General features: G+C 59.5%; 28 protein-coding genes and 1 riboswitch. Of the genes, 13 read left to right on the top strand and 15 right to left on the bottom strand.

What is annotated here, in order from left to right:
* The first annotated feature begins 45 nt into the window (after positions 1-45).
* Genes bioB through bioD form a run of 4 tightly spaced genes read left to right on the top strand, consistent with a single transcriptional unit; the run spans position 46 to position 3,694 of the window.
* Positions 46-1,086 carry a biotin synthase BioB gene (gene bioB, locus KHQ26_RS11515; protein WP_002895580.1) on the top strand — a complete coding sequence of 347 codons (1,041 nt, stop codon included), beginning with the start codon at positions 46-48 and terminating at the stop codon, positions 1,084-1,086.
* Complete coding sequence (gene bioF, locus KHQ26_RS11510; RefSeq protein WP_004183475.1) at positions 1,083-2,240, top strand: 8-amino-7-oxononanoate synthase; 1,158 nt, start codon at positions 1,083-1,085, stop codon at positions 2,238-2,240. The genes bioB and bioF overlap by 4 nt, the downstream gene beginning before the upstream one ends.
* Complete coding sequence (gene bioC / locus KHQ26_RS11505) at positions 2,224-2,979, top strand: malonyl-ACP O-methyltransferase BioC (protein ID WP_020805111.1); 756 nt, start codon at positions 2,224-2,226, stop codon at positions 2,977-2,979. The genes bioF and bioC overlap by 17 nt, the downstream gene beginning before the upstream one ends.
* Positions 2,972-3,694 (top strand): dethiobiotin synthase, encoded by a 723-nt coding sequence (gene bioD / locus KHQ26_RS11500; RefSeq protein ID WP_002895648.1) that lies wholly within the window; start codon positions 2,972-2,974, stop codon positions 3,692-3,694. Before bioC ends, bioD begins: the two co-directional genes overlap by 8 nt.
* Here the strand turns inward: bioD and KHQ26_RS11495 are convergent.
* Together KHQ26_RS11495 and KHQ26_RS11490 are read right to left on the bottom strand one after the other, a co-directional pair.
* Positions 3,636-4,358: an ABC transporter ATP-binding protein gene (locus KHQ26_RS11495; protein ID WP_004152853.1), complete on the bottom strand. Its 723-nt coding sequence runs from the start codon at positions 4,356-4,358 to the stop codon at positions 3,636-3,638. The genes bioD and KHQ26_RS11495 overlap by 59 nt on opposite strands.
* 86 nt (positions 4,359-4,444) lie before the next feature.
* The gene (locus tag KHQ26_RS11490; protein ID WP_016831283.1) at positions 4,445-4,657 is read right to left on the bottom strand and encodes a hypothetical protein; all 213 of its coding nucleotides are present in this window, start codon (positions 4,655-4,657) and stop codon (positions 4,445-4,447) included.
* A gap of 411 nt (positions 4,658-5,068) precedes the next feature.
* Between KHQ26_RS11490 and uvrB the strand changes: the two genes are divergently transcribed.
* Complete coding sequence (uvrB, locus tag KHQ26_RS11485) at positions 5,069-7,090, top strand: excinuclease ABC subunit UvrB (protein WP_002895655.1); 2,022 nt, start codon at positions 5,069-5,071, stop codon at positions 7,088-7,090.
* Between the two features lie 248 nt (positions 7,091-7,338).
* Here uvrB and pmrB read toward each other — a convergent pair whose 3' ends face one another.
* From pmrB to yvcK, 4 genes are all read right to left on the bottom strand, one after another.
* Positions 7,339-8,436: a two-component system sensor histidine kinase PmrB gene (gene pmrB / locus KHQ26_RS11480; RefSeq protein WP_004147680.1), complete on the bottom strand. Its 1,098-nt coding sequence runs from the start codon at positions 8,434-8,436 to the stop codon at positions 7,339-7,341.
* A 3-nt stretch (positions 8,437-8,439) separates the two neighbouring features.
* A complete protein-coding gene (gene pmrA, locus KHQ26_RS11475; protein ID WP_002895659.1) occupies positions 8,440-9,111 on the bottom strand; it encodes a two-component system response regulator PmrA in 672 nt (223 codons plus the stop codon).
* Positions 9,111-10,751, bottom strand: coding sequence for a phosphoethanolamine transferase EptA (gene eptA, locus KHQ26_RS11470; protein WP_004176801.1), 1,641 nt, complete (start codon positions 10,749-10,751; stop codon positions 9,111-9,113). The genes pmrA and eptA overlap by 1 nt, the downstream gene beginning before the upstream one ends.
* Before the next feature lie 104 nt (positions 10,752-10,855).
* On the bottom strand, positions 10,856-11,761 hold the full coding sequence (gene yvcK / locus KHQ26_RS11465; RefSeq protein WP_004142092.1) for a uridine diphosphate-N-acetylglucosamine-binding protein YvcK: 906 nt from the start codon (positions 11,759-11,761) through the stop codon (positions 10,856-10,858).
* Between the two features lie 208 nt (positions 11,762-11,969).
* Positions 11,970-12,108: riboswitch (molybdenum cofactor riboswitch) on the top strand.
* Here yvcK and moaA point away from each other — a divergent pair.
* From moaA to KHQ26_RS11435, 6 genes are all read left to right on the top strand, one after another.
* Positions 12,096-13,085, top strand: a complete 990-nt coding sequence (moaA, locus tag KHQ26_RS11460) for a GTP 3',8-cyclase MoaA (protein WP_002895665.1) — start codon at positions 12,096-12,098, stop codon at positions 13,083-13,085. It overlaps the preceding riboswitch by 13 nt.
* 23 nt (positions 13,086-13,108) lie before the next feature.
* Positions 13,109-13,621 (top strand): molybdenum cofactor biosynthesis protein B, encoded by a 513-nt coding sequence (moaB, locus tag KHQ26_RS11455; RefSeq protein ID WP_002895668.1) that lies wholly within the window; start codon positions 13,109-13,111, stop codon positions 13,619-13,621.
* A gap of 3 nt (positions 13,622-13,624) precedes the next feature.
* On the top strand, positions 13,625-14,113 hold the full coding sequence (gene moaC, locus KHQ26_RS11450; RefSeq protein ID WP_002895670.1) for a cyclic pyranopterin monophosphate synthase MoaC: 489 nt from the start codon (positions 13,625-13,627) through the stop codon (positions 14,111-14,113).
* Positions 14,106-14,354 (top strand): molybdopterin synthase sulfur carrier subunit, encoded by a 249-nt coding sequence (gene moaD / locus KHQ26_RS11445; RefSeq protein WP_002895672.1) that lies wholly within the window; start codon positions 14,106-14,108, stop codon positions 14,352-14,354. The genes moaC and moaD overlap by 8 nt, the downstream gene beginning before the upstream one ends.
* Before the next feature lies 1 nt (position 14,355).
* Positions 14,356-14,808, top strand: a complete 453-nt coding sequence (gene moaE / locus KHQ26_RS11440; protein ID WP_002895674.1) for a molybdopterin synthase catalytic subunit MoaE — start codon at positions 14,356-14,358, stop codon at positions 14,806-14,808.
* Positions 14,809-14,853: 45 nt separating this feature from the next.
* Positions 14,854-15,558, top strand: a complete 705-nt coding sequence (locus KHQ26_RS11435) for a Bax inhibitor-1 family protein (RefSeq protein WP_020805113.1) — start codon at positions 14,854-14,856, stop codon at positions 15,556-15,558.
* An 878-nt stretch (positions 15,559-16,436) separates the two neighbouring features.
* Here KHQ26_RS11435 and KHQ26_RS11430 read toward each other — a convergent pair.
* Genes KHQ26_RS11430 through KHQ26_RS11420 form a run of 3 tightly spaced genes read right to left on the bottom strand, consistent with a single transcriptional unit; the run spans position 16,437 to position 19,401 of the window.
* A complete protein-coding gene (locus KHQ26_RS11430; RefSeq protein WP_049124023.1) occupies positions 16,437-17,402 on the bottom strand; it encodes a lysylphosphatidylglycerol synthase domain-containing protein in 966 nt (321 codons plus the stop codon).
* Positions 17,399-18,643, bottom strand: coding sequence for a cardiolipin synthase ClsB (gene clsB / locus KHQ26_RS11425; protein ID WP_002895730.1), 1,245 nt, complete (start codon positions 18,641-18,643; stop codon positions 17,399-17,401). The genes KHQ26_RS11430 and clsB overlap by 4 nt, the downstream gene beginning before the upstream one ends.
* Positions 18,640-19,401 carry an endonuclease/exonuclease/phosphatase family protein gene (locus tag KHQ26_RS11420; protein ID WP_004179098.1) on the bottom strand — a complete coding sequence of 254 codons (762 nt, stop codon included), beginning with the start codon at positions 19,399-19,401 and terminating at the stop codon, positions 18,640-18,642. Before KHQ26_RS11420 ends, clsB begins: the two co-directional genes overlap by 4 nt.
* 131 nt (positions 19,402-19,532) lie before the next feature.
* On the opposite strand from KHQ26_RS11420, the gene KHQ26_RS11415 reads away from it, so the two are divergent.
* A complete protein-coding gene (locus tag KHQ26_RS11415) occupies positions 19,533-19,970 on the top strand; it encodes a YbhQ family protein (protein WP_004176793.1) in 438 nt (145 codons plus the stop codon).
* Between the two features lie 60 nt (positions 19,971-20,030).
* On the opposite strand, the gene KHQ26_RS11410 is transcribed toward KHQ26_RS11415, so the two are convergent.
* The 6 genes from KHQ26_RS11410 to KHQ26_RS11385 form a co-directional block, all read right to left on the bottom strand.
* Positions 20,031-21,137 carry an ABC transporter permease gene (locus tag KHQ26_RS11410; protein WP_004142068.1) on the bottom strand — a complete coding sequence of 369 codons (1,107 nt, stop codon included), beginning with the start codon at positions 21,135-21,137 and terminating at the stop codon, positions 20,031-20,033.
* Positions 21,138-21,266: 129 nt separating this feature from the next.
* The gene (locus KHQ26_RS11405; RefSeq protein ID WP_002895739.1) at positions 21,267-22,400 is read right to left on the bottom strand and encodes an ABC transporter permease; all 1,134 of its coding nucleotides are present in this window, start codon (positions 22,398-22,400) and stop codon (positions 21,267-21,269) included.
* Positions 22,390-24,129: an ATP-binding cassette domain-containing protein gene (locus tag KHQ26_RS11400; RefSeq protein WP_004179101.1), complete on the bottom strand. Its 1,740-nt coding sequence runs from the start codon at positions 24,127-24,129 to the stop codon at positions 22,390-22,392. The genes KHQ26_RS11405 and KHQ26_RS11400 overlap by 11 nt, the downstream gene beginning before the upstream one ends.
* Positions 24,122-25,117: a secretion protein HlyD gene (gene hlyD / locus KHQ26_RS11395; RefSeq protein WP_002895745.1), complete on the bottom strand. Its 996-nt coding sequence runs from the start codon at positions 25,115-25,117 to the stop codon at positions 24,122-24,124. The genes KHQ26_RS11400 and hlyD overlap by 8 nt, the downstream gene beginning before the upstream one ends.
* Positions 25,117-25,776: a transcriptional regulator CecR gene (gene cecR / locus KHQ26_RS11390; RefSeq protein WP_002895746.1), complete on the bottom strand. Its 660-nt coding sequence runs from the start codon at positions 25,774-25,776 to the stop codon at positions 25,117-25,119. The genes hlyD and cecR overlap by 1 nt, the downstream gene beginning before the upstream one ends.
* Positions 25,777-25,849: 73 nt before the next feature.
* On the bottom strand, positions 25,850-26,773 hold the full coding sequence (locus KHQ26_RS11385) for a LysR substrate-binding domain-containing protein (RefSeq protein WP_004179102.1): 924 nt from the start codon (positions 26,771-26,773) through the stop codon (positions 25,850-25,852).
* On the opposite strand from KHQ26_RS11385, the gene KHQ26_RS11380 reads away from it, so the two are divergent.
* Positions 26,765-26,902, top strand: a complete 138-nt coding sequence (locus tag KHQ26_RS11380) for a hypothetical protein (RefSeq protein ID WP_004142057.1) — start codon at positions 26,765-26,767, stop codon at positions 26,900-26,902. The two genes, KHQ26_RS11385 and KHQ26_RS11380, sit on opposite strands and share 9 nt — an antisense overlap.
* Positions 26,903-26,961 lie beyond the last annotated feature (59 nt).

Below are 26,961 nucleotides of genomic sequence, written 5' to 3'. Positions count from 1 at the left end.
AGAGGCTGTGTGAAATAGGAAGTATACGACCTTTTGGAGAGGAAAATGGCTCACCAACCTCGCTGGACAATGTCGCAAGTAACGGAATTATTTAATAAACCGCTGATCGATCTGCTATTCGAAGCACAGCAAATCCATCGTCAACACTTTGATCCGCGCCAGGTGCAGGTCAGCACCCTGCTGTCGATCAAAACCGGCGCCTGCCCGGAAGATTGTAAATATTGCCCGCAGAGCGCACGCTACAAAACCGGCCTCGAAGCCGAGCGCCTGATGGAGGTTGAGCAGGTGCTGGAATCAGCGCGCCAGGCGAAAAACGCCGGCTCCACCCGCTTCTGCATGGGCGCGGCGTGGAAAAACCCCAATGACCGCGATATGCCTTACCTGGAGCAGATGGTGAAAGGGGTGAAGGCGCTGGGGCTGGAGTCCTGTATGACGCTCGGCACCCTGACCGACAGTCAGGCGCAGCGCCTGGCCGAAGCGGGCCTCGATTACTACAACCACAACCTTGATACCTCGCCGGAATTTTACGGCAACATCATCACCACCCGTACCTACCAGGAGCGCCTGGATACGCTGGATAAAGTGCGTGATGCTGGGATCAAAGTCTGCTCCGGCGGCATCGTCGGGCTGGGAGAGAGCGTAAAAGATCGCGCCGGACTGCTGCTGCAACTGGCTAATCTGCCGACGCCGCCGGAGAGCGTACCGATCAACATGTTGGTGAAGGTCAAGGGCACGCCGCTGGCGGATAACGACGACGTCGACGCTTTCGATTTCATCCGCACTATCGCCATCGCGCGCATCATGATGCCCACCTCCTACGTGCGTCTCTCCGCCGGCCGCGAGCAGATGAACGAGCAGACCCAGGCGATGTGCTTTATGGCCGGGGCGAACTCGATTTTCTATGGCTGCAAGCTGCTGACCACGCCGAACCCGGAAGAGGACAAAGACCTGCAGCTGTTCCGCAAGCTGGGGATCAACCCGCAGCAGACGGCGGTGCTGGAAGGCGACAATGAGCAGCAGCAGCGTCTGGAGCAGGCCTTACTCACCCCGGACACTGAGGAATATTACAACGCGGCGGCGCTATGAGCTGGCAGCAGCGAATCGATCGGGCGCTGGACGAGCGGCGGGCGGCGGAAGCTTTTCGCCGCCGCCTGCCGGTGACGCACGGCGCCGGGCGCTGGCTGGAGCGGGAAGGGGAGCGCTGGCTTAACTTCTCCAGCAATGACTATCTGGGCCTGAGTCAGCATCCGGCGATTATCGCCGCCTGGCAACAGGGGGCCACGCGCTATGGCGTCGGCGCCGGCGGCTCGGGCCACGTGAGCGGCTATAGCGAAGCCCACCGCGCGCTGGAAGAGGCGCTCGCCGACTGGCTGGGCTATCCGCGCGCATTGCTGTTTATCTCCGGCTTTGCCGCGAATCAGGCGCTGATCGCTGCCCTGGTGGAGAAAGACGATCGGATTGTCGCCGACCGTCTGAGCCACGCCTCTCTGCTGGAGGCGGCGAGCCTCAGCCCGGCGCAGCTGCGGCGCTTTACCCACAACGATCCGCAGCAGCTCGCGCAACTGCTGGCTAAGCCGCTGGCGGGCGAACAGTTGGCGGTCACTGAAGGCATTTTCAGCATGGACGGCGACAGCGCGCCGCTGGCGGCCATTCACGCCGCGACGCAGGCCGCAGGGGCAGTGTTGCTGGTGGATGACGCCCACGGTGTTGGCGTGGTCGGCGACGAAGGACGCGGGAGCTGCGCCGCGCAGGCGGTGCGCCCTGAGCTGCTGGTGGTTACCTTCGGCAAGGCCTTCGGCGTCAGCGGCGCGGCGGTGCTGTGCGACGAAGCAATGGCCGATTATCTGCTGCAGTTTGCCCGTCATCTGATCTACAGCACCGCGATGCCGCCCGCCCAGGCGGTGGCGTTGAGCGCTGCCCTGGGGATCATTCGCAGCGATGAAGGGCAGCAGCGTCGCGACATCCTGGCCGCCCGCATCCGTCAGTTCCGTGAGGGGATGGGCGAGGTGTCGCTGGGGTTGACCGACTCCGTCAGCGCGATCCAGCCGCTGATCGTCGGCGACAACGCCCGGGCGCTGAACCTGGCCTGCCGTCTACGCGACGCGGGCTGCTGGGCAACGGCGATCCGTCCACCGACGGTGCCGGTCGGCAGCGCGCGTTTGCGCCTGACCCTGACAGCCGCCCATCATACTGAAGACATTAACCGTTTACTGGAGGTGCTGCATGGCCACAGTGAATAAGCAGGCGGTGGCCGCGGCGTTTGGCCGGGCGGCCAGCGGCTATACGCAACATGATGAACTGCAGCGGCGCTGCGCCGATCTACTGCTGTGCCAGCTGGCGCGCCGCGATTTTGCGCAGGTGCTGGATGCCGGCTGCGGCCCCGGCAGTATGAGTCGCTATTGGCGTGAGGCGGGCAGCGTGGTGACCGCGCTGGATCTCTCCGCCGGGATGCTCGCCCAGGCGCAGCGTAACGACGCCGCGCAGCATTATCTGCTGGGGGATATTGAGGCGCTGCCGCTGCCGGACGCCTGCGTCGATCTGGCGTGGAGCAATCTGGCGGTGCAGTGGTGCGACGATCTACGGGCGGCAATTGGCGAGCTGTACCGGGTGGCGCGTCCCGGCGGCAGAGTGGCGTTTAGCACGCTGCTCGCCGACTCGCTGCCGGAGCTCAATCAGGCGTGGCAGGCCATCGACGACCGGCCGCATGCCAACCGTTTCCTTAGCGAAGCGGCGGTGCGCGCGGCGCTTAGCGGCCTGCGCGCGACCGGCGAGGTTCATCAGATTAGCCTGCCGTTCGCCGATGCGCTGAGCGCTATGCGCTCGCTGAAGGGCATCGGCGCCACCCATTTGCACCAGGGGCGGACCGCCGCCCCGCTTGGCCGCGGCAAACTGCGCGAGCTGCAGCTGGCCTGGCCGCAGCGGCAGGGCATCTGCCCGCTGACGTATTCTCTTTTTACAGGAGTCATTGAGCGTGACTAAACGTTTTTTTGTCACCGGGACCGATACTGAAGTCGGTAAAACCATCGCCAGCAGCGCCCTGCTGCAGGCGGCGAATCTGCTGGGTTTTCACACTGCCGGCTATAAGCCGGTGGCCTCCGGTAGCGAGCTTACCGGCGATGGGCTGCGTAATGAAGATGCGCTGGCGCTGCAGCGTCATAGTCGGGTCGCATTGCGTTACGACCAGGTGAACCCCTATACCTTCGCCGAGCCGACCTCCCCGCACATCATCAGCGCCGACGAAGGGCGGCCGATCGCCGCGGCCAGGCTCTCCAGCGGGCTGCGTGAGCTGGAAGGTCTCGCCGACTGGGTGTTGGTGGAAGGCGCCGGCGGCTGGTTTACGCCGCTCTCGGATTCCCTGACCTTCGCCGACTGGGCGCAGGCGGAACAGCTGCCGGTCATTCTGGTGGTGGGCGTTAAGCTCGGCTGTATCAACCACGCAATGCTTACCGCTCAGGCGGTACGCCAGGCGGGACTACCGCTGGCGGGGTGGATCGCCAATGACGTACAGCCGCCGGGCAAGCGTCACGCCGAATATCTGGCGACGCTGAAAAACCGACTGGCCGCGCCGTTCCTCGGCGAAATACCGTGGCTTGCCGATATCGCGCAGCGCGACGATCTCGGCCAGTATCTGGACCTCAGGGCGCTGGATCCGGCGTTATCCACTGCGCCAGCAGCGGCTCATCCAGCGCCATAATATCGCCTTCGGCGACGTTACGGCCCCGGTGCAAGACACAGAAGCGATCCGCCACCCGGCGGATAAAGGGCAGGTGCTGCTCGGCGAGCAGCACCGTCAGGCCGATATCGCGATTTAACCGCAACAGCAGATCCGCCAGCTTTTGCAGGCAGCGCGGCCCTCTGCCGCGCGAGGGTTCATCAAGGATCAGCAGCCGCGGCTGGACGATCAGCGCCCTGGCCAGCGCCAGCTGGTACTGATCGTCGTCGCTCAGCGAGGCGCCTTTGCGCTGCCGTAGGGCATAGAGCTCGGGAAAATGCTCATAAATCTCGCCGCCGCTGGCGTTAGCCCCGGGTTTCCCGGCCGCCAGGGCGATGTGCAGGTTCTCTTCCACGCTGAGTTGGGAAAAAATGCGTTTATCTTGTGGCACGTAGCCGATACCAATGGCGCTGCGCGATTGAGCGGACAGGGGGGTGAGATCCTGCGGCGGGGCGCCAATGTCATGCCAGGTCATCCGGCCGCTGGCCACCGGCAGGTGGCCAGCAATGCAGTTAACCAGGGTGGTTTTTCCCATGCCCTCGCGTCCCAGTACGCCAATGCACTCTCCCGGGCGTAGTACAAGATCGACATTCCACAGCGAATGCTGGTTGCCGTAAAAGTGATTTACTGCCTGTAAATTCAACATGGACGTTTTCTCCTTATCCTGGCGTCAGGGCGACAGAAAGATGCTGCAAAACTCTTGCCAGGAAAAAGAACGCTCGGAAAAAAGCGCTAAACGCCGATACCATCGGGCCTCGTCAGCGCCGGGGCTGCACTTTTCCGGTGCCAGACGCTAAAGGGTGGTGCAAAAAGCAGCAAAAATCGAGCGGCTTTAAGCGGATAGTTATCAAAAATAGTTCGATAAAAATTTTTCGCCACGCGGTTGACCGCAAAAGGCGACAGGCGCCGGGCGGCGGTGGTCTTGGGCTGCGGACAGTTATCCACTATTCCTGTGGATAACCTTGTGTATTAGAGTTAGAAAACCTGCGGTAAGCTAGAGCGTACGCGGCTTGCGGCTGAATTGGCGCGAAAGGCGTCTTTTCTTTAAAGATCTTAAATATCAGCTTGTTAGATAAAATCAATGGGTGTAAGAAAAGCGTCATCTGCTGCCATAAAAGTTTCACCCGTCCGCTTGACAAATGTTAAAAGGTAAAATTTTCTGGGGATAACCCTGGCGGCCGGAGGATTATTCCGTCTGACGCGCGTTTTGCACCCAGCTTGCTAGCCAATAAGACCCTTTTGTGGCGTTATCATAAGTACGCACTGTTTAAATATCCAGTATAATTTATTGGCAAAAAACGGTCCGGGGGGTAGAATTAAACACCGGCCGCTAATTCTTTTTTCAGGTTCTGATTGATGAGTAAATCGTTTGTACTGCATTCCGCCTTTCGCCCCTCCGGAGACCAACCGGAAGCCATCCGCCGCCTGGAAGAGGGGCTGGAGGATGGGCTTGCGCATCAGACGCTACTGGGGGTTACCGGCTCCGGTAAAACCTTTACCATCGCCAACGTGATTGCCGACCTACAGCGGCCGACGATGGTGCTGGCGCCAAACAAAACCCTGGCGGCTCAGCTCTACGGCGAGATGAAAGAGTTTTTCCCGGAGAATGCCGTCGAGTATTTCGTCTCCTACTACGATTACTATCAGCCGGAAGCCTACGTTCCCAGCTCAGATACCTTCATTGAGAAGGACGCCTCGGTTAACGAACATATTGAGCAGATGCGTCTGTCGGCCACCAAAGCGCTGCTCGAGCGGCGCGACGTAGTGGTGGTGGCGTCAGTCTCGGCGATCTACGGCCTCGGCGACCCGGACCTGTATCTGAAAATGATGTTGCATCTGACGGTCGGTATGCTGATTGACCAGCGAGCGATCCTGCGTCGTCTGGCCGAACTGCAGTATACCCGCAACGATCAGGCCTTCCAGCGCGGCACTTTTCGCGTGCGCGGCGAGGTGATCGACGTCTTCCCGGCGGAATCCGACGATATCGCCCTGCGCATTGAGCTTTTTGACGAAGAGGTCGAGCGTCTGTCGCTGTTCGACCCGCTCACCGGCCACGTCGAAGGGACGGTGCCGCGCTATACCATTTATCCCAAGACCCACTATGTGACGCCGCGGGAGCGCATCGTCCAGGCGATGGAAGAGATCAAGCTGGAGCTGGCGGAGCGGCGCAAGGTGCTGCTGGCCAACAACAAGCTGCTGGAAGAGCAGCGCTTAACCCAGCGTACCCAGTTTGACCTCGAAATGATGAACGAGCTGGGTTACTGCTCGGGCATTGAAAACTACTCGCGCTTTCTCTCCGGGCGCGGGCCCGGCGAGCCGCCGCCGACCCTGTTCGACTATCTGCCGGCGGATGGCCTGTTGGTGATTGACGAATCCCACGTCACGGTGCCGCAGATCGGCGGTATGTACCGGGGCGACCGGGCGCGCAAAGAGACGCTGGTGGAATACGGTTTCCGCCTGCCGTCGGCGCTGGATAACCGGCCGATGAAGTTTGAAGAATTTGAAGCGCTGGCGCCGCAAACCATCTATGTGTCGGCGACCCCGGGCGCCTATGAGCTGGATAAATCCGGCGGCGAGGTTGTGGATCAGGTGGTGCGGCCGACCGGTCTGCTTGACCCAATCATCGAAGTGCGCCCGGTGGCGACTCAGGTCGACGATCTGCTGTCAGAGATCCGCCTGCGCACGGCCATCAACGAGCGCGTGCTGGTCACCACTCTCACCAAGCGGATGGCGGAGGACTTAACCGAGTACCTTGAGGAGCACGGCGAGCGCGTGCGCTATCTGCACTCGGATATCGACACCGTCGAGCGCATGGAAATCATCCGCGACCTGCGTCTTGGCGAGTTTGACGTGCTGGTGGGGATCAACCTGCTGCGTGAGGGGCTGGATATGCCTGAGGTGTCGTTGGTGGCGATCCTGGATGCGGATAAAGAGGGCTTCCTGCGTTCTGAACGCTCGCTGATCCAGACCATCGGCCGCGCGGCGCGCAACGTCAACGGCAAGGCCATCCTCTACGGCGATAAGATCACCCCCTCCATGGCCAAAGCCATTGGCGAGACCGAGCGTCGACGGGAGAAACAGCAGCGCTACAACGAAGAGCACGGCATCGTGCCGCAGGGGCTCAATAAGAAAGTGGTGGATATCCTGCAGCTGGGCCAGGGCCTGGCGAAAACCAAAGCCAAAGGGCGCGGTAAAGCGAAGGCCGTTGAGCCTGCCGGGCTTAGCGCTGTGGATATGACGCCAAAAGCGCTGCAGCAGAAAATCCACGAGCTGGAAGGGCAGATGATGCAGCACGCGCAGAACCTCGAGTTTGAGGAGGCGGCGCAAATACGCGACCAGCTGCATCAGCTGCGCGAGCTGTTTATCGCCGCCTCCTGATTCTGGGCGCAGACCGGCGGAGTGGACGTGCGGGGTATAGTGAAGGCGCGCTTCTCTTATCGTCCTGCTTGCCAGATAACAAACATTTGAGAAGAAAAAAGGCCGCGTTGCGGCCTTCTTAATGTTTGCTTAATCTCGCCAGGCGACACTATCTTCAACCTGATGAGGATAGCGCCCATGCAAAAAATTAACTTCCGTGAATATCTGGCGGTCGCCACCGCCCTGGTCATTATTGTTGCCTTCTTCCATCAATGGGTGCTGACGTTCTGACCCCCGCGCTGCGGGAATAGCACCCACGCGCGGACCCCTGGCCCTGGCTGTCGGTTATGCAAAAAAAACTGTGCGTCATGCAGCTGAGCGATGCGCGTGACGATGCTCAGTCCGAGGCCAATGCCGCCGTAGCGACTGTCCATGCGCACGAAGGCTTTACTGAGTTCGCCGCTTTTCGCCTCATCGATCCCCGGCCCTTCATCTTCCACCGCCATCACCGGCATCAGGCCTGCTTTCACCGACACGCGGATCGTCGACCCTTCAGGGCTGTAGCGGTGAGCATTCTCCACCAGATTGCGCAGGATCACGCGGATTAACGTCGCATCGCCAGAGACGACGGCCTCGTTTTCGATATCCGTCAGCAGCAGCCGCTGCTGACGCTGCGCCAGCATAGCCTCCAGTTCGTCCTGCAGGGGTTTTACCACGTCATCCAGCAACAGCACCTGCTGGTAGCTGCCGGCGGAGAAGGACTGGCCGACGCGCGCCAGCTGCAGCAGCTGGGAAATGCTGGTGGTCATCTGATCGAGACGCTGGATCAGCGGGTCGACGCCCATGCCATGCACTTTCGCCAGCAGCTCAAGGTGCAGCCGCAGCCCGGCCAGCGGGGTGCGTAGCTCATGCGCCACGTCGGCGGTAAACAGCCGCTCGCGGTCGAGGGTCAGATTGAGGCGGGAAACCAACTGATTCAGGGCGGTGGTCACCGCCGTGACTTCGGGCACCGATTCGCTGAGTACGATAGGAGTGAGGTTGTCCGGCGTGCGGTTCTCCAGTTCGCTTTGCAGTCGTGAAAGCGGGCGGGTGATCTTGCGCACCGCCAGCATGCTGATATACAGCGCCAGGCCAACGATCAGCAGGCTCGGCACCAGCAGGCTGGCAACCGCTTCCCGTACCTCATGCTCCACATGTTTCTGGTTGTTGTGCCCTTCGATAGCGCTGGCCACCAGCAGCTGGATCTGCTCTTTGCTCTCATGCCATAGCCAGAAGACGCTTATCAGCTGGCAGACCACCAGGATGGCGCCGATGGTCAGCAGCAGCCGGTGGCGCATGGTCCAGGTTTCAGTTGCAAACAGAGCCATGGTCTATTCCGTGTCGATGTTGTTAGCCAGCATATAGCCAAAGCCCCGGACGGTGCGGATCCGCGATTTGCCAATCTTTTCGCGTAGGTTGTGAATATGCACTTCCAGGGTATTGGTCGCCGGCTCGTTGTCCCAGCTGTAAATGTCGTTGTAGAGGATCTCGCGATGCACCGGGCTACCGGCTTTCATCATCAGCCGCGACAGCAGGGCATACTCTTTCGGCGTAAGATCCAGCGCCGTTTCACCCAGCCACACCAGGCGGCGAGTGACGTTAAGGCGCAGATTGCCGACGCTGATTTCATTATCGCCCTGGTTGTTATGCCGGCGGAGCAGGGCGCGAATGCGCGCATTGAGTTCCTCCAGGGCAAAGGGTTTTACCAGATAGTCATCCGCTCCGGTATCGAGACCGCTAATGCGATCCTCAAGCGTATCGCGGGCGGTGAGGATCAGCACCGGCTGGGTCATTTTCTCCCGCCGCATGCGGGAGAGAAAATGCAGCCCGTCTTCATCCGGCAGGCCGAGATCCAGCACGATCAGGCTGTAATGATTGCTGGCCAGCGATAGCGCGGCTTCGTGCGCGGTGGAGACGCCGTCGCACACGTATCCTTCACTTTGCATCGCCAGAATTAACCCCTGCAACAGCAGCGCATCGTCTTCAATGACTAAGATTTTCATCAACCAGCCTCTCTACATGGCGTTAAGATATCATCTGCCGCCTGGTACTCGCGGGTGCTGACGCCGAGCAGGCCGAGCAGGGTGGAGAACAGATTATCCTGCGAGTAATTCTCTTTTTGCGCCCGCTGCTGCAGACAGTGCGCGGAAATACCGTAGCGCTGCTGGTAGTCGGCGGAGAGCCACAGCGCCATCGGCACATGTTTCTGCGTATCCGGCGCGATGGAATACGGCAGACCATGCAAATAGACGCCATCTTCTCCCAGCGATTCGCCGTGGTCGGACAAATAAACCAGGCTAGTGGTAAATTTATCCTGTTTAGATTGCAGTAGTTTTATCGCTTTATCAACGACATAGTCGACATAAAGGATGGTGTTGTCATAGGTATTGGTCAACTGCTCCCGGGTACAGCCCTGGATCTCATTGGTGTCGCAGGTCGGCGTGAATTTGCGAAACGCCGCTGGATAGCGATTGTAGTACGTCGGACCGTGGCTGCCGATGGTATGCAGCACAATAATGCCATCCTGTTGCAGGTTATCGATATAGCTGTCGAGATTATGGAACAGGACGTCATCGTAGCACTCGCCATCGATGCACTGCCCGGTGAGCTTCAGGTCGGTGACGTTCTGGTGTGGTACCCGGTCGCAGGCGCCTTTGCAGCCGCCGTCATTATCGTTCCACAGCACCTGGATCCCTGCGCGTTGTAGAATATCCAGGACGCCTTCCTGATGGTGCGCCAGCTCTTCGTCATAATGCGCGCGCGGCATATTGGAGAACATGCACGGCACGGAAACTGCGGTTGCCGTGCCGCAGGAAGTGGTATGCGGAAAATAGATCACGCCGTCCTGCCGCATCAGCGGGTTGGTGTCGCGCGAATAGCCGCCCAGTGAGAAGTTATCCGCTCGCGAAGTCTCGCCGAGCACGACGATCGTCAGGTTCTTACGGGGAGCGTTATGCATCACCGCTTTCTGCGTGGCATCTTCGCCAATCTTCACCAGCGGCAGGTTGTCCATCCGATGATGAGCATACCAGGAGTTCACGGCCACAATGCTGTTGGAAGGGCTCAGGGATTTCACCAGCTCTTTGTTGTTACGGAACACCGAGGCGTAATCTTTGTAGAACAGCGCGGCCACCAGAATAATCAGCAGCGCCGAAACGGCGATATTGAGCAGGCGCATCGCCGCGCCGCGCCATCGCGTGGCGGGCTTACGGATTTTCACCCACCAGGCGACGAATACCGCCAAAACCCCGGAAAGGCCGAGGACGGCAATCATTTCGCCGGAGAGTAGAGCAAAGCTTTCCGCCGGAGTGGTGTCGAGGATATTGGTGATCATGCTGCGGTCGATCACCACGCCAAAGTTCCAGATGAAGTATTGCGCCGAGGCGCTGAGCAGAATGAACAGGCTAATCACCAGCCGGTCCAGCTTCAGGAACGAGGCGAGAGTGGTGAGGATATTCATCACGCTAATGGCCACGATCGGCATACTGAGGAATACCAGCCAGTTATGCAGGCTATTTACCGGCAGTAACGGGAAAACCTGGCGATAAAAAGCCAGGTTGAGACAGATACCGATATAGCAAGCAAAGAGAATCAGATAAGTCGTGCGGCTGACCACCGGCCGACGCAGAGGCAATAACGACATAATGCACACCCACAGAAAAAGATGAGGGTATAGTGCCAGCCCTATTTTAAGACAACCTTAAGATTTTAAGGTGCGCCGAAGAGGGCCGCCTCCGGCGCGCAGGATCAGCCCGGCAGCTGGATCGCTTTCTCCAGCGCCCCGCGGAGCAGCGCCCGGTCATGACGATAGGGAACGTCGCTGGCCTCCAGCGGCGTCTGGATCACCAACCGGTCGTCGATGCCGCTGATATCGGCTTTTGGACCGGCGATCACCGCATCCACCACCCGTTTGCCTACATAGCGCTCCATAATCGCGATGCGCTCCGCCAGCGACAGCCTCGCGGCCGGGCTATGCTCTTTGCCGAGGTTATCGATAAAAACCATCGGCGCCGGGGTGCGGCGCAACGCCTGGGCCATCTCGTCGAGCAACAGGATCGGCAGCAGGCTGGTGTAAAAACTGCCCGGCCCAATGAGGATCAAATCGGCTTCGGCAATAGCCTCCACCGCCTCGCGGGTGGCCGGTACCGGCGGGGTGAGCATCAGCTCCTGCGGCACATTATCAAGCTGATCAATATTCACTTCGCCATAAACTTCATGGCCTTCATGATCGAGCGCCATCAAATCCACCGGTTGTTCTGACATCGGGATCAGGAAAGCGTCCACTTTCAGCAGGTTTCTGATCAAATTGATCGCCTCTAACGGCCGCACGCTCAGGTGATCCAGCGCCTTTAACATCAAATTTCCGAGGTTATGCCCGGAAAGCTCGCCGTTACCGCCAAAACGATACTCAAACATCGCCGACGCTACGCTCGGCTCGGCAATTAACTGATTGATGCAATTGCGCATATCGCCCCAGGCAATGCCACCTTCCGAACGACGGATCCGCCCGGTGGAACCCCCGTTATCGGTGGTGGTGACAATGCCGGTCAGCCGTGAACCGAGCGAGGAGAGGGAGGACATCACCCGGCCCAAACCATGCCCGCCGCCGAGCGCTACCACCCGATCGAGGTCAGCGAATGTACGATTGCGCATAGAAATTCCTTATTTCACATAAACGGCCACACACTACCCGATCTACCCCTAAAAGACGATGGGAGGAGCCCGACAAACTGACCGACATCAAGGCAAAAAAATGATTTATGGCTATTCTGTAGCGAAAATGCACGAAGATAGCGATATGTATAAGATTATATAGCGAAATCGCCAATGGCGAAACTGCCTGTAACGCGCTACTATCGACATAACCTGTTAACACTCTAGCCTCTTCGCCTGTGTCAAAAGATATGGCGATTTGGCCGCGACGCCGCCGGTTGTCGCCAGGGCGTGGAAAGAAATGACCGCGTCTCCCGTATTTGGAAAGGTGTATATGGCCTCACAGCTTACCGATGCATTCGCGCGTAAGTTTTATTACCTGCGTCTGTCGATTACCGATGTGTGCAACTTCCGTTGCACCTACTGCCTGCCGAACGGTTACAAGCCCGGCGCCGTCAATAACAATGGCTTTCTCAGCGTAGACGAAGTACGCCGGGTTACGCGCGCTTTCTCCGCGCTGGGCACCGAAAAAGTTCGCCTCACCGGTGGGGAACCCTCCCTGCGCCGCGACTTTACCGAGATCATTGCCGCTGTGCGTGAAAACCCGGCGATCCGTCAGATTGCGGTCACTACCAACGGTTACCGCCTGGCGCGCGATGTCGAACGCTGGCGCGATGCTGGCCTGACGGCGATTAACGTCAGCGTTGATAGCCTCGACGCCCGCCAGTTCCATGCCATCACCGGCCAGGATAAGTTCCACCAGGTGATGGACGGCATTGACGCCGCCTTCGCCGCCGGCTTTGACAAGGTAAAGGTGAATACCGTGCTGATGCGTGATGTTAACCATCACCAGCTCGATACCTTCCTCGCGTGGATCCAACCCCGTCGTATCCAGCTGCGCTTTATTGAGCTGATGGAAACCGGTGAAGGCAGCGACCTGTTCCGCCGTCACCATCTCTCCGGCATGGTGCTGCGCGATGAACTGCTGCGCCGCGGCTGGATCCATCAGATCCGCCAGCGCAGCGATGGCCCGGCGCAGGTCTTTTGTCACCCGGACTACGCCGGCGAGATCGGTCTCATCATGCCGTATGAAAAAGACTTCTGCGCCACCTGCAATCGGCTGCGCGTCTCGTCCGTTGGCAAACTGCACCTGTGCCTGTTTGGCGAAGGCGGCGTCGACCTGCGCGACCTGATGGCCGAAGACCAGCAGCAGGCCGCGCTGGAGGCGCGGATCGCCGAAGCCTTAACCCATAAAAAGCAGACCCATTTCCTGCATCAGGGCAACACCGGTATTACGCAGAACCTGTCCTATATTGGCGGTTAATCGTTTTCGAAAGGAGCATTCAGATGAGCCAGGCTAGCGCTGAGTTTATCCCGACCCGTATTGCTATTCTTACCGTTTCTAGTCGTCGCGGCGAAGAGGACGACACTTCCGGTCACTGGCTGCGCGAGGCGGCGCAGGAGGCGGGGCACCAAGTCGTCGAGAAGGCGATCGTCAAAGAGAATCGCTACGCCATCCGCGCTCAGGTATCGGCGTGGATAGCCAGCGATAACGTGCAGGTGGTGCTGATCACCGGCGGCACCGGTTTTACCGACGGCGATCAGGCGCCGGAAGCGCTGCTGCCGTTGTTTGACCGTGAGGTCGAAGGCTTTGGCGAAGTGTTCCGCATGCTGTCCTTCGAAGAGATCGGCACCTCGACGCTGCAGTCCCGGGCCGTGGCCGGCGTCGCCAACCGCACGCTGATTTTCGCCATGCCGGGCTCAACCAAAGCCTGCCGTACGGCGTGGGACAACATCATCGCCCCGCAGCTTGATGCCCGCACCCGTCCCTGTAACTTCATTCCACACCTGAAGAAATAATCTATGTCACAACTGACCCATATTAACGCCGCGGGCGAAGCCCATATGGTCGATGTCTCCGGCAAAGCGGAAACGGTGCGCGAAGCGCGCGCCGAGGCTTATGTCGAAATGCAGGCGACGACCCTGGCGATGATTATCGACGGCAGCCACCATAAAGGCGACGTGTTCGCCACCGCGCGTATCGCCGGGATCCAGGCGGCCAAACGCACCTGGGAGCTGATCCCGCTGTGTCATCCGCTGATGCTCAGCAAAGTGGAAGTCAATCTGCAGGCGCAGCCGGAACATAACCGGGTGCGCATTGAATCGCTCTGCCGACTCACCGGGAAAACCGGCGTTGAGATGGAAGCATTGACCGCCGCCTCGGTTGCCGCGCTGACCATTTACGATATGTGCAAAGCGGTGCAGAAGGATATGGTGATTGGCCCAGTGCGCCTGCTGGCGAAAAGCGGCGGCAAGTCCGGCGATTTTAAGGTGGGTGAATGCCATGATTAAGGTTCTGTTTTTTGCCCAGGTGCGCGAGCTGGTCGGTACCGATTCGCTGACCCTTGATGCCAGCGAACTGGCGACTGTCGAAGCGGTTCGTCAGCAGCTTGCCGCCCGCGGCGATCGCTGGGCGCTGGCACTGGAGGAGGGCAAGCTTCTGGCGGCGGTTAACCAGACGCTAACCTCTTTCGAACATCCAGTGGCCAGCGGCGACGAAGTGGCGTTCTTCCCACCGGTAACGGGGGGCTGACATGACGCAAACCCGTATCGTGGTCAGCCCGGCGCGCTTTAGCGTCAGTGAGGAATATCCCTGGCTGGCGGAACGCGATGAAGACGGCGCGGTGGTCACCTTCACCGGTAAAGTGCGTAACCACAACCTCGGCGACAGCGTGAAGGCGCTGACCCTCGAGCACTATCCGGGGATGACTGAAAAATCGCTGGCGGAAATTGTCGAGCTGGCGCGCGAGCGCTGGCCGCTGGGCCGGGTGACGGTTATCCATCGCATCGGCGAAATGTGGCCGGGGGAAGAGATTGTGTTTGTCGGCGTCACCAGCGCTCACCGCGGCAGCGCCTTCGCCGCCGGCGAGTTTATTATGGATTACCTGAAAACCCGCGCGCCGTTCTGGAAGCGTGAAGCGACGCCGGATGGCGAACGCTGGGTCGACGCCCGCGACAGCGATCGCCAGGCGGCAGAGCGCTGGTAGTGTGATACGCTTACAGGGTGAAACTTTGTTAATCAGGAGAGAGTCATGGACAGATATCCGCGTTCCGATTCAATAGTGCAGGGCCGTACCGGCCTGCAGACTTACATGGCGCAGGTGTACGGCTGGATGACGGTCGGCCTGCTGCTGACGGCGTTTATCGCGTGGTTTGCAGCGAATACTCCGGCGGTGATGATGTTCGTCTTTTCGAGCAAAATCACTTTCTTCGGGCTGATTATTGCCCAGCTGGCGCTGGTGTTTGTGCTGTCGGGAATGGTGCAGCGGCTGAGCGCCGGGATGGCCACCACGCTGTTTATGCTCTATTCGGCGCTGACCGGACTGACGCTATCGAGCATTTTTATCGCCTATACCTATTCATCGATCGCCAGCACCTTTGTGGTCACCGGCGGGATGTTTGGGGCGATGAGCCTGTATGGTTACACCACGAAGCGCGATCTGAGCGGCTTCGGCAGCATGCTGTTTATGGGGCTGATTGGCATCGTGCTGGCGTCGCTGGTCAACCTGTGGCTGAAGAGCGAGGCGCTGATGTGGGCCGTGACCTATATTGGGGTGGTGCTGTTTGTCGGTCTGACGGCGTATGACACCCAGAAGCTGAAAAACATCGGCGAGCAGATTGATACCCGCGACAGCTCCACGCTGCGTAAATACTCGATCCTCGGCGCCTTAACGCTGTATCTGGACTTCATCAACCTGTTCCTGATGCTGCTGCGTATTATGGGCAACCGCCGCTAACCTCTTTATATCACGGGGTTGCATCTCCGAACGCCCGGCAAGCGCAGCGCCGCCGGGCGAGATTTCAGGCACGGTACCCTTGATTTTGCCGGGTGGCGGCTGCGCCTTACCCGGCCTACAGGATCCTCTCACAGGCTCACACTCCGTAGGCCCGCGCAAGCGTAGCGCCGCCGGGCGATGGCATCAGACACGGTACCCGTGGTGCTGCCGGGTGGCGGCTGCGCCTTACCCGGCCTACAGGCTCACACTCCGTAGGCCCGCGCAAGCGCAGCGCCGCCGGGCGAGATATCAGGTACGGTACCCGTGGTATTGCCGGGCGGCGGCTACGCCTTACCCGGTCTACAGGCTCCTCTCACAGACTCACACCCCGTAGGCCCGCGCAAGCGCAGCGCCGCCGGGCGAGATATCAGGCACGGTACCCTTGATTTTGCCGGGTGGCGGCAGGCGCCTTACCCGGCCTACAGGATCCTCTCACAGGCTTACACTCCGCAGGCCCGCGCAAGCGCAGCGCCGCCGGGCGAGATATCAAATACGGTACCCGTGGTATTGCCGGGCGGCGGCTACGCCTTACCCGGCCTACAGGATCCTCTCACAGGCTCACACTCCGTAGGCCCGCGCAAGCGCAGCGCCGCCGGGCGAGATATCAGGCACGGTACCCTTGATTTTGCCGGGTGGCGGCTGCGCCTTACCCGGCCTACAGGATCCTCTCACAGGCTCACACTCCGTAGGCCCGCGCAAGCGCAGCGCCGCCGGGCGATGGCATCAGGCACGGTACCCGTGGTGCTGCCGGGTGGCGGCTGCGCCTTACCCGGCCTACAGGCTCTTCTCACAGGCTTACACCCCGTAGGCCCGTGCAAGCGCAGCGCGACCAGGCCGTTTCATTCGCGGGCCAGCTTGCGCTGGTTCTTTTGCCGCAGCCTTTTCGCCCGGCTCTCCAGCAGCAGATAGGCCACCGTCGCCAGCAGCAATGGCAGGAAATAATAGAGCGCGCGCCAGGCGAGCAGGGCGGCAATGATCGCGCCCTTCGAAATATCTTCCCCGGAGAGCATGGCGATAAACACCGCCTCCAGCACGCCGATCCCAGCCGGAATATGGATAATCACCCCGGCGATACTGCTCACCAGCAGCACCCCTAATACCAGAAAATAGTTAATCTCGCTGCCCAACAGCAGCCAGATTATCGCCCCCATCGCCATCCAGTTCGCCGCCGAGAGCCCCATCTGCAGCAGCGCGAAGCGCCAGGAGGGCAGCACCAGCCGCTGGCCTTTAATCGTCAGGTGACGGCGTTTGGCGAACGCGCAGCCGAACAGATAGCAAAGCGTAAGGATCAGCATCACCCCGCCGATAATACGCAGAGTGGTCTGGCTGATGTACCAGTGCGGCGGCAGCTTCACCAGATCTGCCGTGAATATCACCCCGCCCAGCAGAATATAGCCCAACCAGTTGGTGGTAATGCTTAAGGAAAAAATACGGGTGATGGTGCTGCCGTTCAGCCCCAGCCGCGAGTACAGCCGGTAGCGCATACCGATCCCGCCGACCCAGGTGCTGAGTGTCAGGTTGAAGGCGTAGCAGATAAACGACACCAGCATGACCTGGCGTTTCGCCAGCTTGTGCCCGCAATAGGCCCGACCGAGCAGATCGTAGCAGCCGTAAATGAGGTAGCTGACGATAACCAGCGCAATGGCGCTAAACAAGGCCAGCCGATCGTAGCCGCGGATCACCTTCCACACGTCCTGCCAGTCGACTTTTTGTGCGTAGATCACCAACAGGACGATGACGGCGATAAAAAAGAGCACGGTCAGCACTCTTTTCGCCATCCGCCAGCGGGGATGTGATTTGCTCATAGTGGATTATCCCTGGCTGGAGACTCGACGCGGTCCTGAGTTTCAATTTCCGGCTGGACCGGCGGGCTGACTCTGGCCAGCCGCGGGGTATGAGCCGGTAACCAGCCGACCCATGCCGGGAAGTGGCGCAGAAAGTGGAAAGCCATCACGCTGACGCCCAGCCGCCACCAGTTGCGTTTCGGCAGCATCGTTTTATCGATCCGCTGGCAATCCCGGGCGATAAGCCCGTTGAGATTATCGCGCAGCGTCTGGTTAAACACCCGATCGTGGATGATCAGATTGGCTTCCAGATTCAGCGACAGGCTAAGCGGATCCAGGTTGCTTGACCCAACGGTGGCCCAGTGGTCGTCTGCCAGAGCGACCTTGCCATGCAGCGGGCGACGGCGATATTCGTAAATCTGCACCCCGCCCTTAACGAGATAGTGATAGAGCAGGTGGGCGCCAAACTTCACAATGGGAATATCCGGTTCGCCCTGCACGATCAGCTTAACCCGTACTCCGCGCCGCGCGGCATTGCGCATCGCATGCAGCAGGCGGTAGCCGGGGAAAAAATAGGCGTTAGCGATAATCACTTCCCGGCGGGCGCTGGTCAGCATCTTCAGGTAGTGGCGTTCAATATCGTCGCGGTGATCCTGGTTGTCGCGCCAGACGAACAGCGCCTGCGCCTCGCCGGGGGTCTGGTTAATCTCCGGCTGGTGGCGACGACGTCGCCACCAGCGGCGGGCGGTTTCGCTGTTGGGCAGGTTTTCCAGCTCGAACTGCAGGATGTCGAGCACCACCGGTCCTTCGACCTGCACCGCATAATCCTGCTTCGCCTCCGGACCGTAGTCGCTCATATGTTCGGCGGAGTAGTTAATACCGCCGACAAAGGCGGTGGTGTCGTCGATTACCACGATTTTACGGTGCATGCGACGGAACAGATTGGTGCGCATCCCCATCAGCTTAGGACGCGGATCGTAGTAGCGGAAAATCACGCCAGCGGCGGTGAGCTCACCGACAAATTCATCGCTGAGATCCGGGGAACCATAGCCATCGAGGAGCACCTCCACCTGGATGCCACGGCGGGCAGCCTCGAGCAGGACCGCGTGCAGCCGCCGGCCTACCTCATCTTCAAACCAGATAAAGGATTCGAGGATCACCCGCCGGCTGGCGCGACCGATGGCCGCAAACAGCGCCGGATAGTACTGGTCGCCATTCTCCAGTAGCGTAATGCGGTTGCCTTCCTGCCAACGACATTTCACAAATGTATCTCCACGCTAAGGGGTGCATGATCGGACAGATGCCGCCATTGTTTAAGGGCCAGCGCCTTCGGGCGACTGGCGTGGGCGTTCTTGACGTAAATGCGGTCGAGGCGCAGCAGCGGAAAACTGACCGGAAAGGTGCGCGCCGGCCGTCCGCGGGCGCGGGTAAAGATCTCTTCCAGCCCGGCCTGGGCTTTTAACGGCTGGTTAGCCTGCTGACGCCAGTCGTTAAAATCGCCAGCCACCACCACCGGCTCGCCCGCGGGCAGGGTATTGACCCACTCCGCCAGCATGGTCAACTGCGCCTGCCGTTGGTCGGCGCGTAGACCGAGATGGACGCAAATCACGTGAATAGTTATCCCGCTCCGCGGCGGCACGATGCGGCAGTACAGCAGGCCGCGCTTCTCCCCGTTGCCGACCGAGATATCGCGATTTTCGTAGTATTCAATGGGAAAGCGCGACAGCACGGCGTTGCCGTGGTGGCCTTCCGGATAAACCGCATTGCGCCCGTAGGCGTAGTCGCTCCACATGGTGTCGGCGAGAAATTCATAATGGGTCGTATCCGGCCAGTTTTCGATGTGCAGCGGATGTACCTCATGAGCGCCCATCACCTCCTGCAGGCAAACAATATCCGCGCTAACGCTGCGCACGGCGTCGCGCAGTTCGGGCAAAATAAAACGCCGATTAAACGCCGTAAAGCCTTTATGGGTGTTAATTGTCAGCACGTTCAACGAAAATCCCGCCGTTGGCTCAGCCATAATTCTCCAGTAAATGTCACTTTCCTGAATAAAATAGTGTAGTAGACGTCACAAAAAGATGCGGTGTTACGGAATTTTCCGTAAAGTGCGGTACTCTGAGTAGCAGAGAAAAATCCTTCAGGAGAGAAGCCATGAAGTGGCAACAACGTGTACGCGTCGCAACGGGTCTTAGTTGCTGGCAGATTATGTTGCATCTACTGGTCGTGGCAGTACTGGTGATGGGTTGGATGAGCGGCGCGCTGGTGCGCGTCGGATTGGGACTGTGCGTCCTCTACAGCGTCACGCTGCTGGCGATGCTGTTTTTACAGCGTCACCATGAGGCGCGCTGGCGCGATGTGGGAGACTTCCTTGAGGAGCTCACCACGACCTGGTACTTCGGCGCGGCCATGATAGCGCTGTGGCTGCTGTCGCGCGTGCTGCACAACAACCTGCTGCTGGCCCTCGCCGGGCTGGTGATACTGGCAGGCCCGGCGGTGGTCTCGCTGCTGGCGAAAGATAAGAGCCGTTACCCTAAAGCGTTCGGGCTACAACAAGGCGGCAACGCAGCGAATCCCCAGAAGCATAGATAACTATGCGACTGGGGTGAGTAAGGAAAGCCAACGCCGTTGTAGTTTGAACGATGACGGGTATTACGCAATCTTCCTTCGGAACATCGCATACGCCGCTGAGCCGGTGGTGGCCGCTATGACCAGTAGCGGCCACAAACTTCCCCACACAATCTCCAGACTCGCATCCTTCAGATAAATTTGCTTGGTGATATCGGTAAAGTGGCGGATGGGATTTATCCAGGTCAGATCCTGCAGCCACTGCGGCATGTTTTCCACTGGTGAGACGTACCCCGACAGGAGAATAGCCGGCATCATAAAGACGAACACGCCGATAAACGCCTGCTGCTGGGTAGCGCACAGCGACGAAATCAATAAGCCAAAGCCCACCAGCGATAGACCGTAAATCACCATGGTGAAATAGAACAGCAGCAGCGAGCCGGCAAACGGGATCTGATAGGCCCAGATACCAATCGCCAGCACGATAGTTGCCTGCAGGGTGGCGACGATCAGCGCCGGCACCGCCTTGCCAACGAAAATTTGCCAGGTGGCGAGGGGGGAGACCAGCAGCTGGTCAAGGGTGCCCTGCTCGCGCTCGCGAGCCACCGACAGCGAGGTGACGATCATCACCCCGATGGTAGTGATCATGGCGATAAGCGACGGCACCACGAACCATTTATAGTCGAGATTCGGGTTGTACCAGTTGCGCACCACCAGCTCGCTGTTGTTCGGCTTCGCTTTACCCTCCAGCAGCTCCTGCTGATAGTTTTTCACAATCTGTTGCAGATAGTTGGCGGCGATTTGCGCGCTGTTGGAGTTGCGTCCGTCGAGCAGAAGCTGCAGCGGGGCGGTTTGATAGTTATCCAGATTGCGCGAGAAATCGGCCGGGAAGCGCACCACCAGCAGAGCTTTTTGTTCATCGATGGTCGGCTGGATCGCCTGCGGGCTTTGCAGCAGCAGGACGTGGGTAAAGGCTTTGGCGCGGGCAAAGCGCTGAGTGAGTTCCACCGCGTGGCGACCGCTGTCCTCGTTGTAGATAGCGATGGTGGCGTTGGTCACCTCCAGCGTCGCGGCAAAGGGAAACAGCAGCACCTGAATCAGCACCGGCATGATTAAAATCGCCCGCGTCTGCGGCTCGCGCAGCAGCGACTGCAGCTCTTTGCGGATTAATGTCCATAAACGGTGAAACATAATAGCTCCTTTGGCCCATTCAACCACGCCGGGCGGCACTGCGTTTGCCCGGCCTACGGGATCGGCGAACCGTATAATCGATGTTGGTTAAACCGTAGGCCCGGTCGGCGCAGCGCCACCGGACAAAACCTAATCCAGACGCCGTTTGGTTTTCAGCCACGTCAGACCGATAAACATCACCGCCGACGCAATCAAAAACAGCACGTTGACCAGCAGCACCACCGGAATATTGCCCGCCAGAAACAGGCTTTGCAGAGTACTAACGAAATAGCGCGCCGGGATCACATAGGTCACCGCGCGGATCACCGCCGGCATACTGTCTATCTGGAAAATAAACCCGGACAGCATAATCGACGGTAAAAAGGCGGCGTTCAGCGCCACCTGCGCGGCGTTAAACTGGTTGCGGGTAATGGTTGAGATCAGCAGCCCCATCCCCAGGGTGCTGAGCAAAAAAAGACTAGTGATGACAAACAGGATCGGCAGCGAGCCGCGATAGGGCACGCCGAGAATAAATACCGACACCAGCATACACAACAGCATCGCCAGCATGCCGAGGAAATAGTAGGGAATGAGCTTGCACAGCAGCAGTTCGGCGCGGGTGATCTCCGTCGACAGCAGCGCCTCCATGGTGCCGCGCTCCCATTCGCGGGCCACCACCAGCGAGGTCAGTATGGCGCCGACCACGGTCATGATGATGGTGATCGCCCCGGGGATAATAAAGTGCTGGCTAATAGCCGCCGGGTTAAACCAGTAGCGCATCTGCACGTCGATCAGCGGTTCAAAGGTTTCGCCGCGGTCTTCCGCCCGCTGCTGCTGCCAGATTTGCCAAATACCTTCCACATAGCCCTGAGCGAAGTTGGCGGTATTGGGCTCGCTGCCGTCGGTGATGAGCTGCAGCGGTGCGTCGGCGCCGGGGCGGGCCATCTGGCGGTCGAAATCCACCGGAATGACCACCATGGCGCGGATGCGCCCGGCCTGCATCATCTCAATCAGCTGCCTGCGGCTGTCGCTGACGGTGGCATCGATATAGGGCGAGCCGGTCATGGTATGGACGAAATCCAGCGCCTCTTCGCTCTGCTGCTCAAGCAATACGCCTACCCGCAGCCTGCTGGAGTCGAGGTTAATGCCGTAGCCGAAGATAAACAGCAGCAGCAGGGGGATCACCACCGCGATCAGCCAACTGCTGGGATCGCGCACAATCTGCCGGGTCTCTTTGACGCACAGGGCGCGGACCCGCCGCCAGGAGAGAATGCTATTGCCCATGGCTATTCTCCTTGTCCCAGCGGTTAATCAGGGTAATAAACGCCTGCTCCATGGTCGGGTCCGTCTGGCTGTCGTCCGCCGCCTGGGCTTTCAGTGCGTCCGGGGTCCCGCTGGCGATAAGCTTGCCGTGATAGACCAGCCCGATGCGGTCGCAGTATTCCGCCTCATCCATAAAGTGGGTGGTGACCATTACCGTCACGCCTTTATCAACCATGCTATTGATATGTAGCCAGAACTCGCGGCGGGTAAGGGGATCGACGCCGGAGGTGGGTTCATCGAGAAACAGAATATCGGGTTCATGCATCAGGGAGCAGGCCAGCGCCAGCCGCTGCTTGTAGCCGAGCGGCAGCTCGTCGGCGGCGTGGCGGGCGATACTTTCCAGGCCAAAGGCATCGCTCATCCGGGCGATTTTTTCATTTTGCGCCCGGCCGCGCAGGCCATAGACGCCGGAGAAAAAGCGCAGGTTTTGCTCGACGCTGAGGTTGCCGTACAGCGAAAATTTTTGCGCCATATAGCCCAGATGCTGGCGCGCCTTGCCAGAGCTGACCTTGAGATCCATTCCCAGCACCAGCGCTTTGCCGGAGGTGGGCACCAGCAGGCCGCACATCATTTTGAAGGTGGTGGATTTCCCGGCGCCGTTGGGGCCGAGCAGGCCGAAAATTTCACCGCGCTTAACCTGGAAATCGACATGGTCGGTAGCGGCGAAATCACCAAACTTTTTCGTTAACGACTGGGCTTCAATGACCGTTTCCTCTTTGCTGCCGTCAACGCGATGGATAATCGCCCCCAACGGCGATTCAGCGGTCCCGGCGCCGCCGAGCAGGTCGATAAACGCATCTTCAAAGCGCGGCGCGGTGTCGGCCACCTGCAGCGGCGGCATGTCGCCATGCTGCTGGACTTCCTCAATGCGCGCGTCCTTTTTCAGGATCAGACGCACCGATTTGCCCTGGATCACCCCGTCGCTAACCTGCGGCAGCTTCAGCGCCCGCTGCAGCAGGCGGCGGTTGTTCTCCTGCGGGCTGGAGACCAGAAAGCTGCGCCCGGCCATGGTTTGCGTCAGCGCCGTCGGCTCCCCTTGATAGAGCAGTTTGCCTTCGTTCATCAGCAGCACGTCGCGGCATTGTTCCGCTTCATCGAGATAGGAGGTGCTCCACAGGATCAGCATGCCGTCGCCGGCCAGCTCGTGCACCATCTGCCATAGCTCGCGGCGCGAGATAGGGTCGACGCCGACGCCGGGCTCATCGAGCAGCAGTACTTTCGGATCGCCCACCAGGGTACAGGCGAGGCCCAGCTTTTGCTTCATCCCGCCGGAAAGCTTGCCTGCCAGCCGTTCGGTGAATGGACCAAGGGAGGTGAACTCCAGCAGGCGATCGAAAATTTTCTTCCGCGCCTCGCCGGTGACGCTGCGCAGGTCGGCGTACAGGGTCAGGTTTTCCATCACCGTCAGATCTTCATACAGGCCGAACTTCTGCGGCATATAGCCGAGCACCGCGTGCAGGGCGCTGTCGTCTTTTAGCGGGTCGAAGCCTATCACGCTGGCGCGGCCCTCATCAGGCTTGAGCAATCCGGCGAGCATTCGCATCAGGGTGGTTTTCCCCGCGCCGTCGGGCCCCACCAGCCCGGTGACGTAGCCGGCGCGGATCGTGCAGGTGAGCGGCGCTACCGCTGGCCTGTCCATACCGGGAAAACGGCGGCTCAGGCCGTTTAAGGCGATGACGGTCTCACTCATGTCCGTTCCCGTGGCTAAAGGAGATGGTCACCGGCATTCCCTGGCGCAGCGCGCCGTCGGCATCAGTCACCACAATGCGCAGACGGTAGACCAGATCGGTGCGCAGATCCGGGGTCTCGACGGTCTTCGGCGTGAATTCAGCGCTCGGCGAGACAAAACCGATTTTGCCGTGATAGGGCTTATCCGGCCGGCTGTCGGTATAGAGCAGCACTTCTTGTCCCGGCTGCGCCTGGCCGAGGTTTTTCTCGTCAACATAGGCGCGGACCCACACCGGATGCGTTAACGACAGCGTCAGTACGGTACCGCCGGCGTTGAGCATAGTGCCGGGCTCGACGGCGCGGGTCATCAGCGTACCGTCAGAAGGGGCGGTGAGCACGGTATCGTGCAGGTCCAGTTTGGCCTGGGCCAGCGCCGCCTGCGCCTGTTCCAGACTGGCTTTGGCCTGGGCAATCTCCTGCGGGCGGTTACCGGCGCGATACTGACGCAGCTTATCCTGCGCCGATTTGAGCGTTGCCTGCGCCTGATCGCGCGAGGAGCGGGCATTCTCCAGATCGTTGGCGGAAATGGCGCTGCTGGCGCGCAGCCCGAGCTGGCGCTGATAAAAGTTTTGCGCATAGTCGTAAGCGGCCTGCGCCTGTTTCACCGCCGCCGCGGCCTGGGCAATCTCTTCCGCGCGGTAGCCGGCCATCATCAGGTCATACTGCGCCTGGGCGGTGGAGACGTTGGCCTGCGCCTGCAGCAGGGCGTTTTCATACGGCGCGCGGTCAAGCTCGCCGAGAGTTTGCCCGGCGCGGATGCTGTCGCCTTCGTCGACGGTCAGCGAGGCCAGCCTACCGCCAACGCGGAAGCTCATGTTGACGGTGCGGATATCGACATTGCCATACAGGGTCAGCGGCTGCTGCCGGCTGCTCTGGTACCACCACCAGCCGCCGCCCAGCGCGGCGAGAAGAATCACGATCAGCAGAATGACGACGACGGGTTTTTTCATCAGCCCAAACTCCTTTGCGATAACCCATGCAGGATGAAATCGATATGACAGGTAATGACTTCGAAAATCTGTTCCGTTTTTTGCGCGTCAAACTGCGTCCAGCCGGTGCGCAGCAGGATAGTTTCACGCCCGAGACGGAAAGCGAGCACCTCGCCCAGCAGGGCGTGGGTATGGAGGATCATTTGCGTATCACTGGCTTCGCAGCCGGTCCAGGCGGCAATCAGCCGGGTGAGATAATGGTGCAGGGGGGCAATCACCTGCTGGTGGATCAGATGGTAGGCGGCGGTCGGCGCCAGCTGCTCACGGGAAATGAATTTGCTTAAGTTAACCGTATCGTCCTGGGTGAGCAGCAGGATCATGTTGTGGCAGGCGCTAAGGATGAGGTCGCGGATCGCCTGGCGATCCGGCGCTTCCCCGGCAAGCAGGTGCTCCGCCGCTTCGGCCTGCGGGCGAAAATTGTCGCCGATAAAATCGGCGATCCACTGGGCGCAGGCAAGATACAGATCGTCTTTCGAGCCAAAATAATAGGTGATAGCGGCGATATTCTGTCCGGCCTGGGCGGCGATATCGCGGGTGGTGGCGTGCTGGCCGTACTCGCCAAACTGGGCGATAGCGGCCGCGATAAGCTGATTTTTTGCCTGTTCGCCTTTACTGGTCATCGCGCTCGGTAAAAATTAATCAATCGATTGATTAACTTTAGGCGTCGACTGGCGGTTTGTCCACCAGCCGGGATCAAATATGGAACCCTTCCTCTTTCAGCTCTCCGGCGACCCAGGCGAAGAAGCGCTGGACCTTCTCCTTCTGTTCATTAGCGTGGGGGAGGACGAAGTGGTGCGCGCCGACCGGCATGCTCCGCTCGTCGGCAAATACCGGCGTCAGCTGTCCCTGGCGCACGTGTCCGCCGGCCAGCAGATTGCTCTCGAGGATCACGCCCATCCCCATTCTGGCCGCCTCGATGCTCATATATGACCGGTCGAAATTAAAAATGAAGTTTTTATGCCAGCCGCGGACCTTGTGCCACGACAGCCAGTTGCTCCAGTTAATCAAGGTGCTGTCGGAGTGGATCAGATCGCAGGCCAGCAGATCTTCCACAGCCTGCACAGGATGGCTGGCTAAATAAGACGCTGCGCTGTAGGGCAGGACGCGCTCATTTTTAATGGTTCTGACCAGCAGCGTCGGCCACTGTGACAGCCCGTGACGAATATCGATATCAATATTATCCCGGGAGAACTGGATGCTTTCGTATGAACAGGTCAGGCTGATTTTTAACGCCGGCCACGCCTGGCGGAATTTATCCAGACGGGGCATCAGCCATAGCAGGCCGAAGCTCGGCGCCGAATGAATGCGTAAATAATCCTGATGGATATCGTTGATCACCTGGCTGGTGGCCTGGCCAATCATATTCAGCGCCCCGGAGACCTCTTTGAGATATTTTTCTCCCACCGCCGTTAACGTGACGCCTTTGCTGCTGCGGGAGAACAGTTTTTTCCCCAGAAAGTGCTCCAGGCTGGCTATCTGATGGCTGACCGCCGAGGCGGTGATATTGAGATTCTCTGCGGCCAGATTAAGGCTGCCGGTAGCGGCGACCTCAATAAAAGCCTGGATATTGCGTAAAGAGGGCATCGGCAGATTTTTATTGGGTAGCGGTTGGCTCATGGCGGCATCCTGCGCGGGGCGCGAATAAAAGAAAATAGCGAACAGCGTGGCGCAGCCGGGATGTACAGCATAGGGAAAAGCGAAAAAACAACGTTAATTTGTGATGGGCTTAACAATTTATCTTGTTAAAAGCGCGCAGGTCAGTAAACGCTAAAAATTTGCGGGAAGTCACTAACTCAATTTTTCTC

It is taken from the genome of Klebsiella sp. 10 (genome assembly GCF_018223925.1).
GTDB classification, from domain to species: Bacteria; Pseudomonadota; Gammaproteobacteria; order Enterobacterales; family Enterobacteriaceae; genus Klebsiella; species Klebsiella pneumoniae.
Note: the sequence above shows the minus strand (reverse complement) of the source record. Positions and strands in the feature narration are given on the sequence as shown.

Bases quoted from the DNA above. Each gene is read 5' to 3' on its own strand.
- KHQ26_RS11495 (WP_004152853.1), bottom strand. From the start codon at position 4,358: ATGTTGAATTTACAGGCAGTAAATCACTTTTACGGCAACCAGCATTCG.
- bioF (WP_004183475.1), top strand. From the start codon at position 1,083: ATGAGCTGGCAGCAGCGAATCGATCGGGCGCTGGACGAGCGGCGGGCG.
- KHQ26_RS11385 (WP_004179102.1), bottom strand. From the start codon at position 26,773: ATGAGCCAACCGCTACCCAATAAAAATCTGCCGATGCCCTCTTTACGC.
- KHQ26_RS11420 (WP_004179098.1), bottom strand. From the start codon at position 19,401: ATGGCTGAGCCAACGGCGGGATTTTCGTTGAACGTGCTGACAATTAAC.
- moaD (WP_002895672.1), top strand. From the start codon at position 14,106: ATGATTAAGGTTCTGTTTTTTGCCCAGGTGCGCGAGCTGGTCGGTACC.
- pmrA (WP_002895659.1), bottom strand. From the start codon at position 9,111: ATGAAAATCTTAGTCATTGAAGACGATGCGCTGCTGTTGCAGGGGTTA.
- pmrB (WP_004147680.1), bottom strand. From the start codon at position 8,436: ATGGCTCTGTTTGCAACTGAAACCTGGACCATGCGCCACCGGCTGCTG.
- eptA (WP_004176801.1), bottom strand. From the start codon at position 10,751: ATGTCGTTATTGCCTCTGCGTCGGCCGGTGGTCAGCCGCACGACTTAT.
- moaE (WP_002895674.1), top strand. From the start codon at position 14,356: ATGACGCAAACCCGTATCGTGGTCAGCCCGGCGCGCTTTAGCGTCAGT.
- moaB (WP_002895668.1), top strand. From the start codon at position 13,109: ATGAGCCAGGCTAGCGCTGAGTTTATCCCGACCCGTATTGCTATTCTT.
- bioC (WP_020805111.1), top strand. From the start codon at position 2,224: ATGGCCACAGTGAATAAGCAGGCGGTGGCCGCGGCGTTTGGCCGGGCG.
- cecR (WP_002895746.1), bottom strand. From the start codon at position 25,776: ATGACCAGTAAAGGCGAACAGGCAAAAAATCAGCTTATCGCGGCCGCT.
- moaC (WP_002895670.1), top strand. From the start codon at position 13,625: ATGTCACAACTGACCCATATTAACGCCGCGGGCGAAGCCCATATGGTC.
- KHQ26_RS11430 (WP_049124023.1), bottom strand. From the start codon at position 17,402: ATGAGCAAATCACATCCCCGCTGGCGGATGGCGAAAAGAGTGCTGACC.
- moaA (WP_002895665.1), top strand. From the start codon at position 12,096: ATGGCCTCACAGCTTACCGATGCATTCGCGCGTAAGTTTTATTACCTG.
- hlyD (WP_002895745.1), bottom strand. From the start codon at position 25,117: ATGAAAAAACCCGTCGTCGTCATTCTGCTGATCGTGATTCTTCTCGCC.
- KHQ26_RS11410 (WP_004142068.1), bottom strand. From the start codon at position 21,137: ATGTTTCACCGTTTATGGACATTAATCCGCAAAGAGCTGCAGTCGCTG.
- KHQ26_RS11405 (WP_002895739.1), bottom strand. From the start codon at position 22,400: ATGGGCAATAGCATTCTCTCCTGGCGGCGGGTCCGCGCCCTGTGCGTC.
- KHQ26_RS11415 (WP_004176793.1), top strand. From the start codon at position 19,533: ATGAAGTGGCAACAACGTGTACGCGTCGCAACGGGTCTTAGTTGCTGG.
- bioB (WP_002895580.1), top strand. From the start codon at position 46: ATGGCTCACCAACCTCGCTGGACAATGTCGCAAGTAACGGAATTATTT.
- KHQ26_RS11400 (WP_004179101.1), bottom strand. From the start codon at position 24,129: ATGAGTGAGACCGTCATCGCCTTAAACGGCCTGAGCCGCCGTTTTCCC.
- KHQ26_RS11435 (WP_020805113.1), top strand. From the start codon at position 14,854: ATGGACAGATATCCGCGTTCCGATTCAATAGTGCAGGGCCGTACCGGC.
- uvrB (WP_002895655.1), top strand. From the start codon at position 5,069: ATGAGTAAATCGTTTGTACTGCATTCCGCCTTTCGCCCCTCCGGAGAC.
- yvcK (WP_004142092.1), bottom strand. From the start codon at position 11,761: ATGCGCAATCGTACATTCGCTGACCTCGATCGGGTGGTAGCGCTCGGC.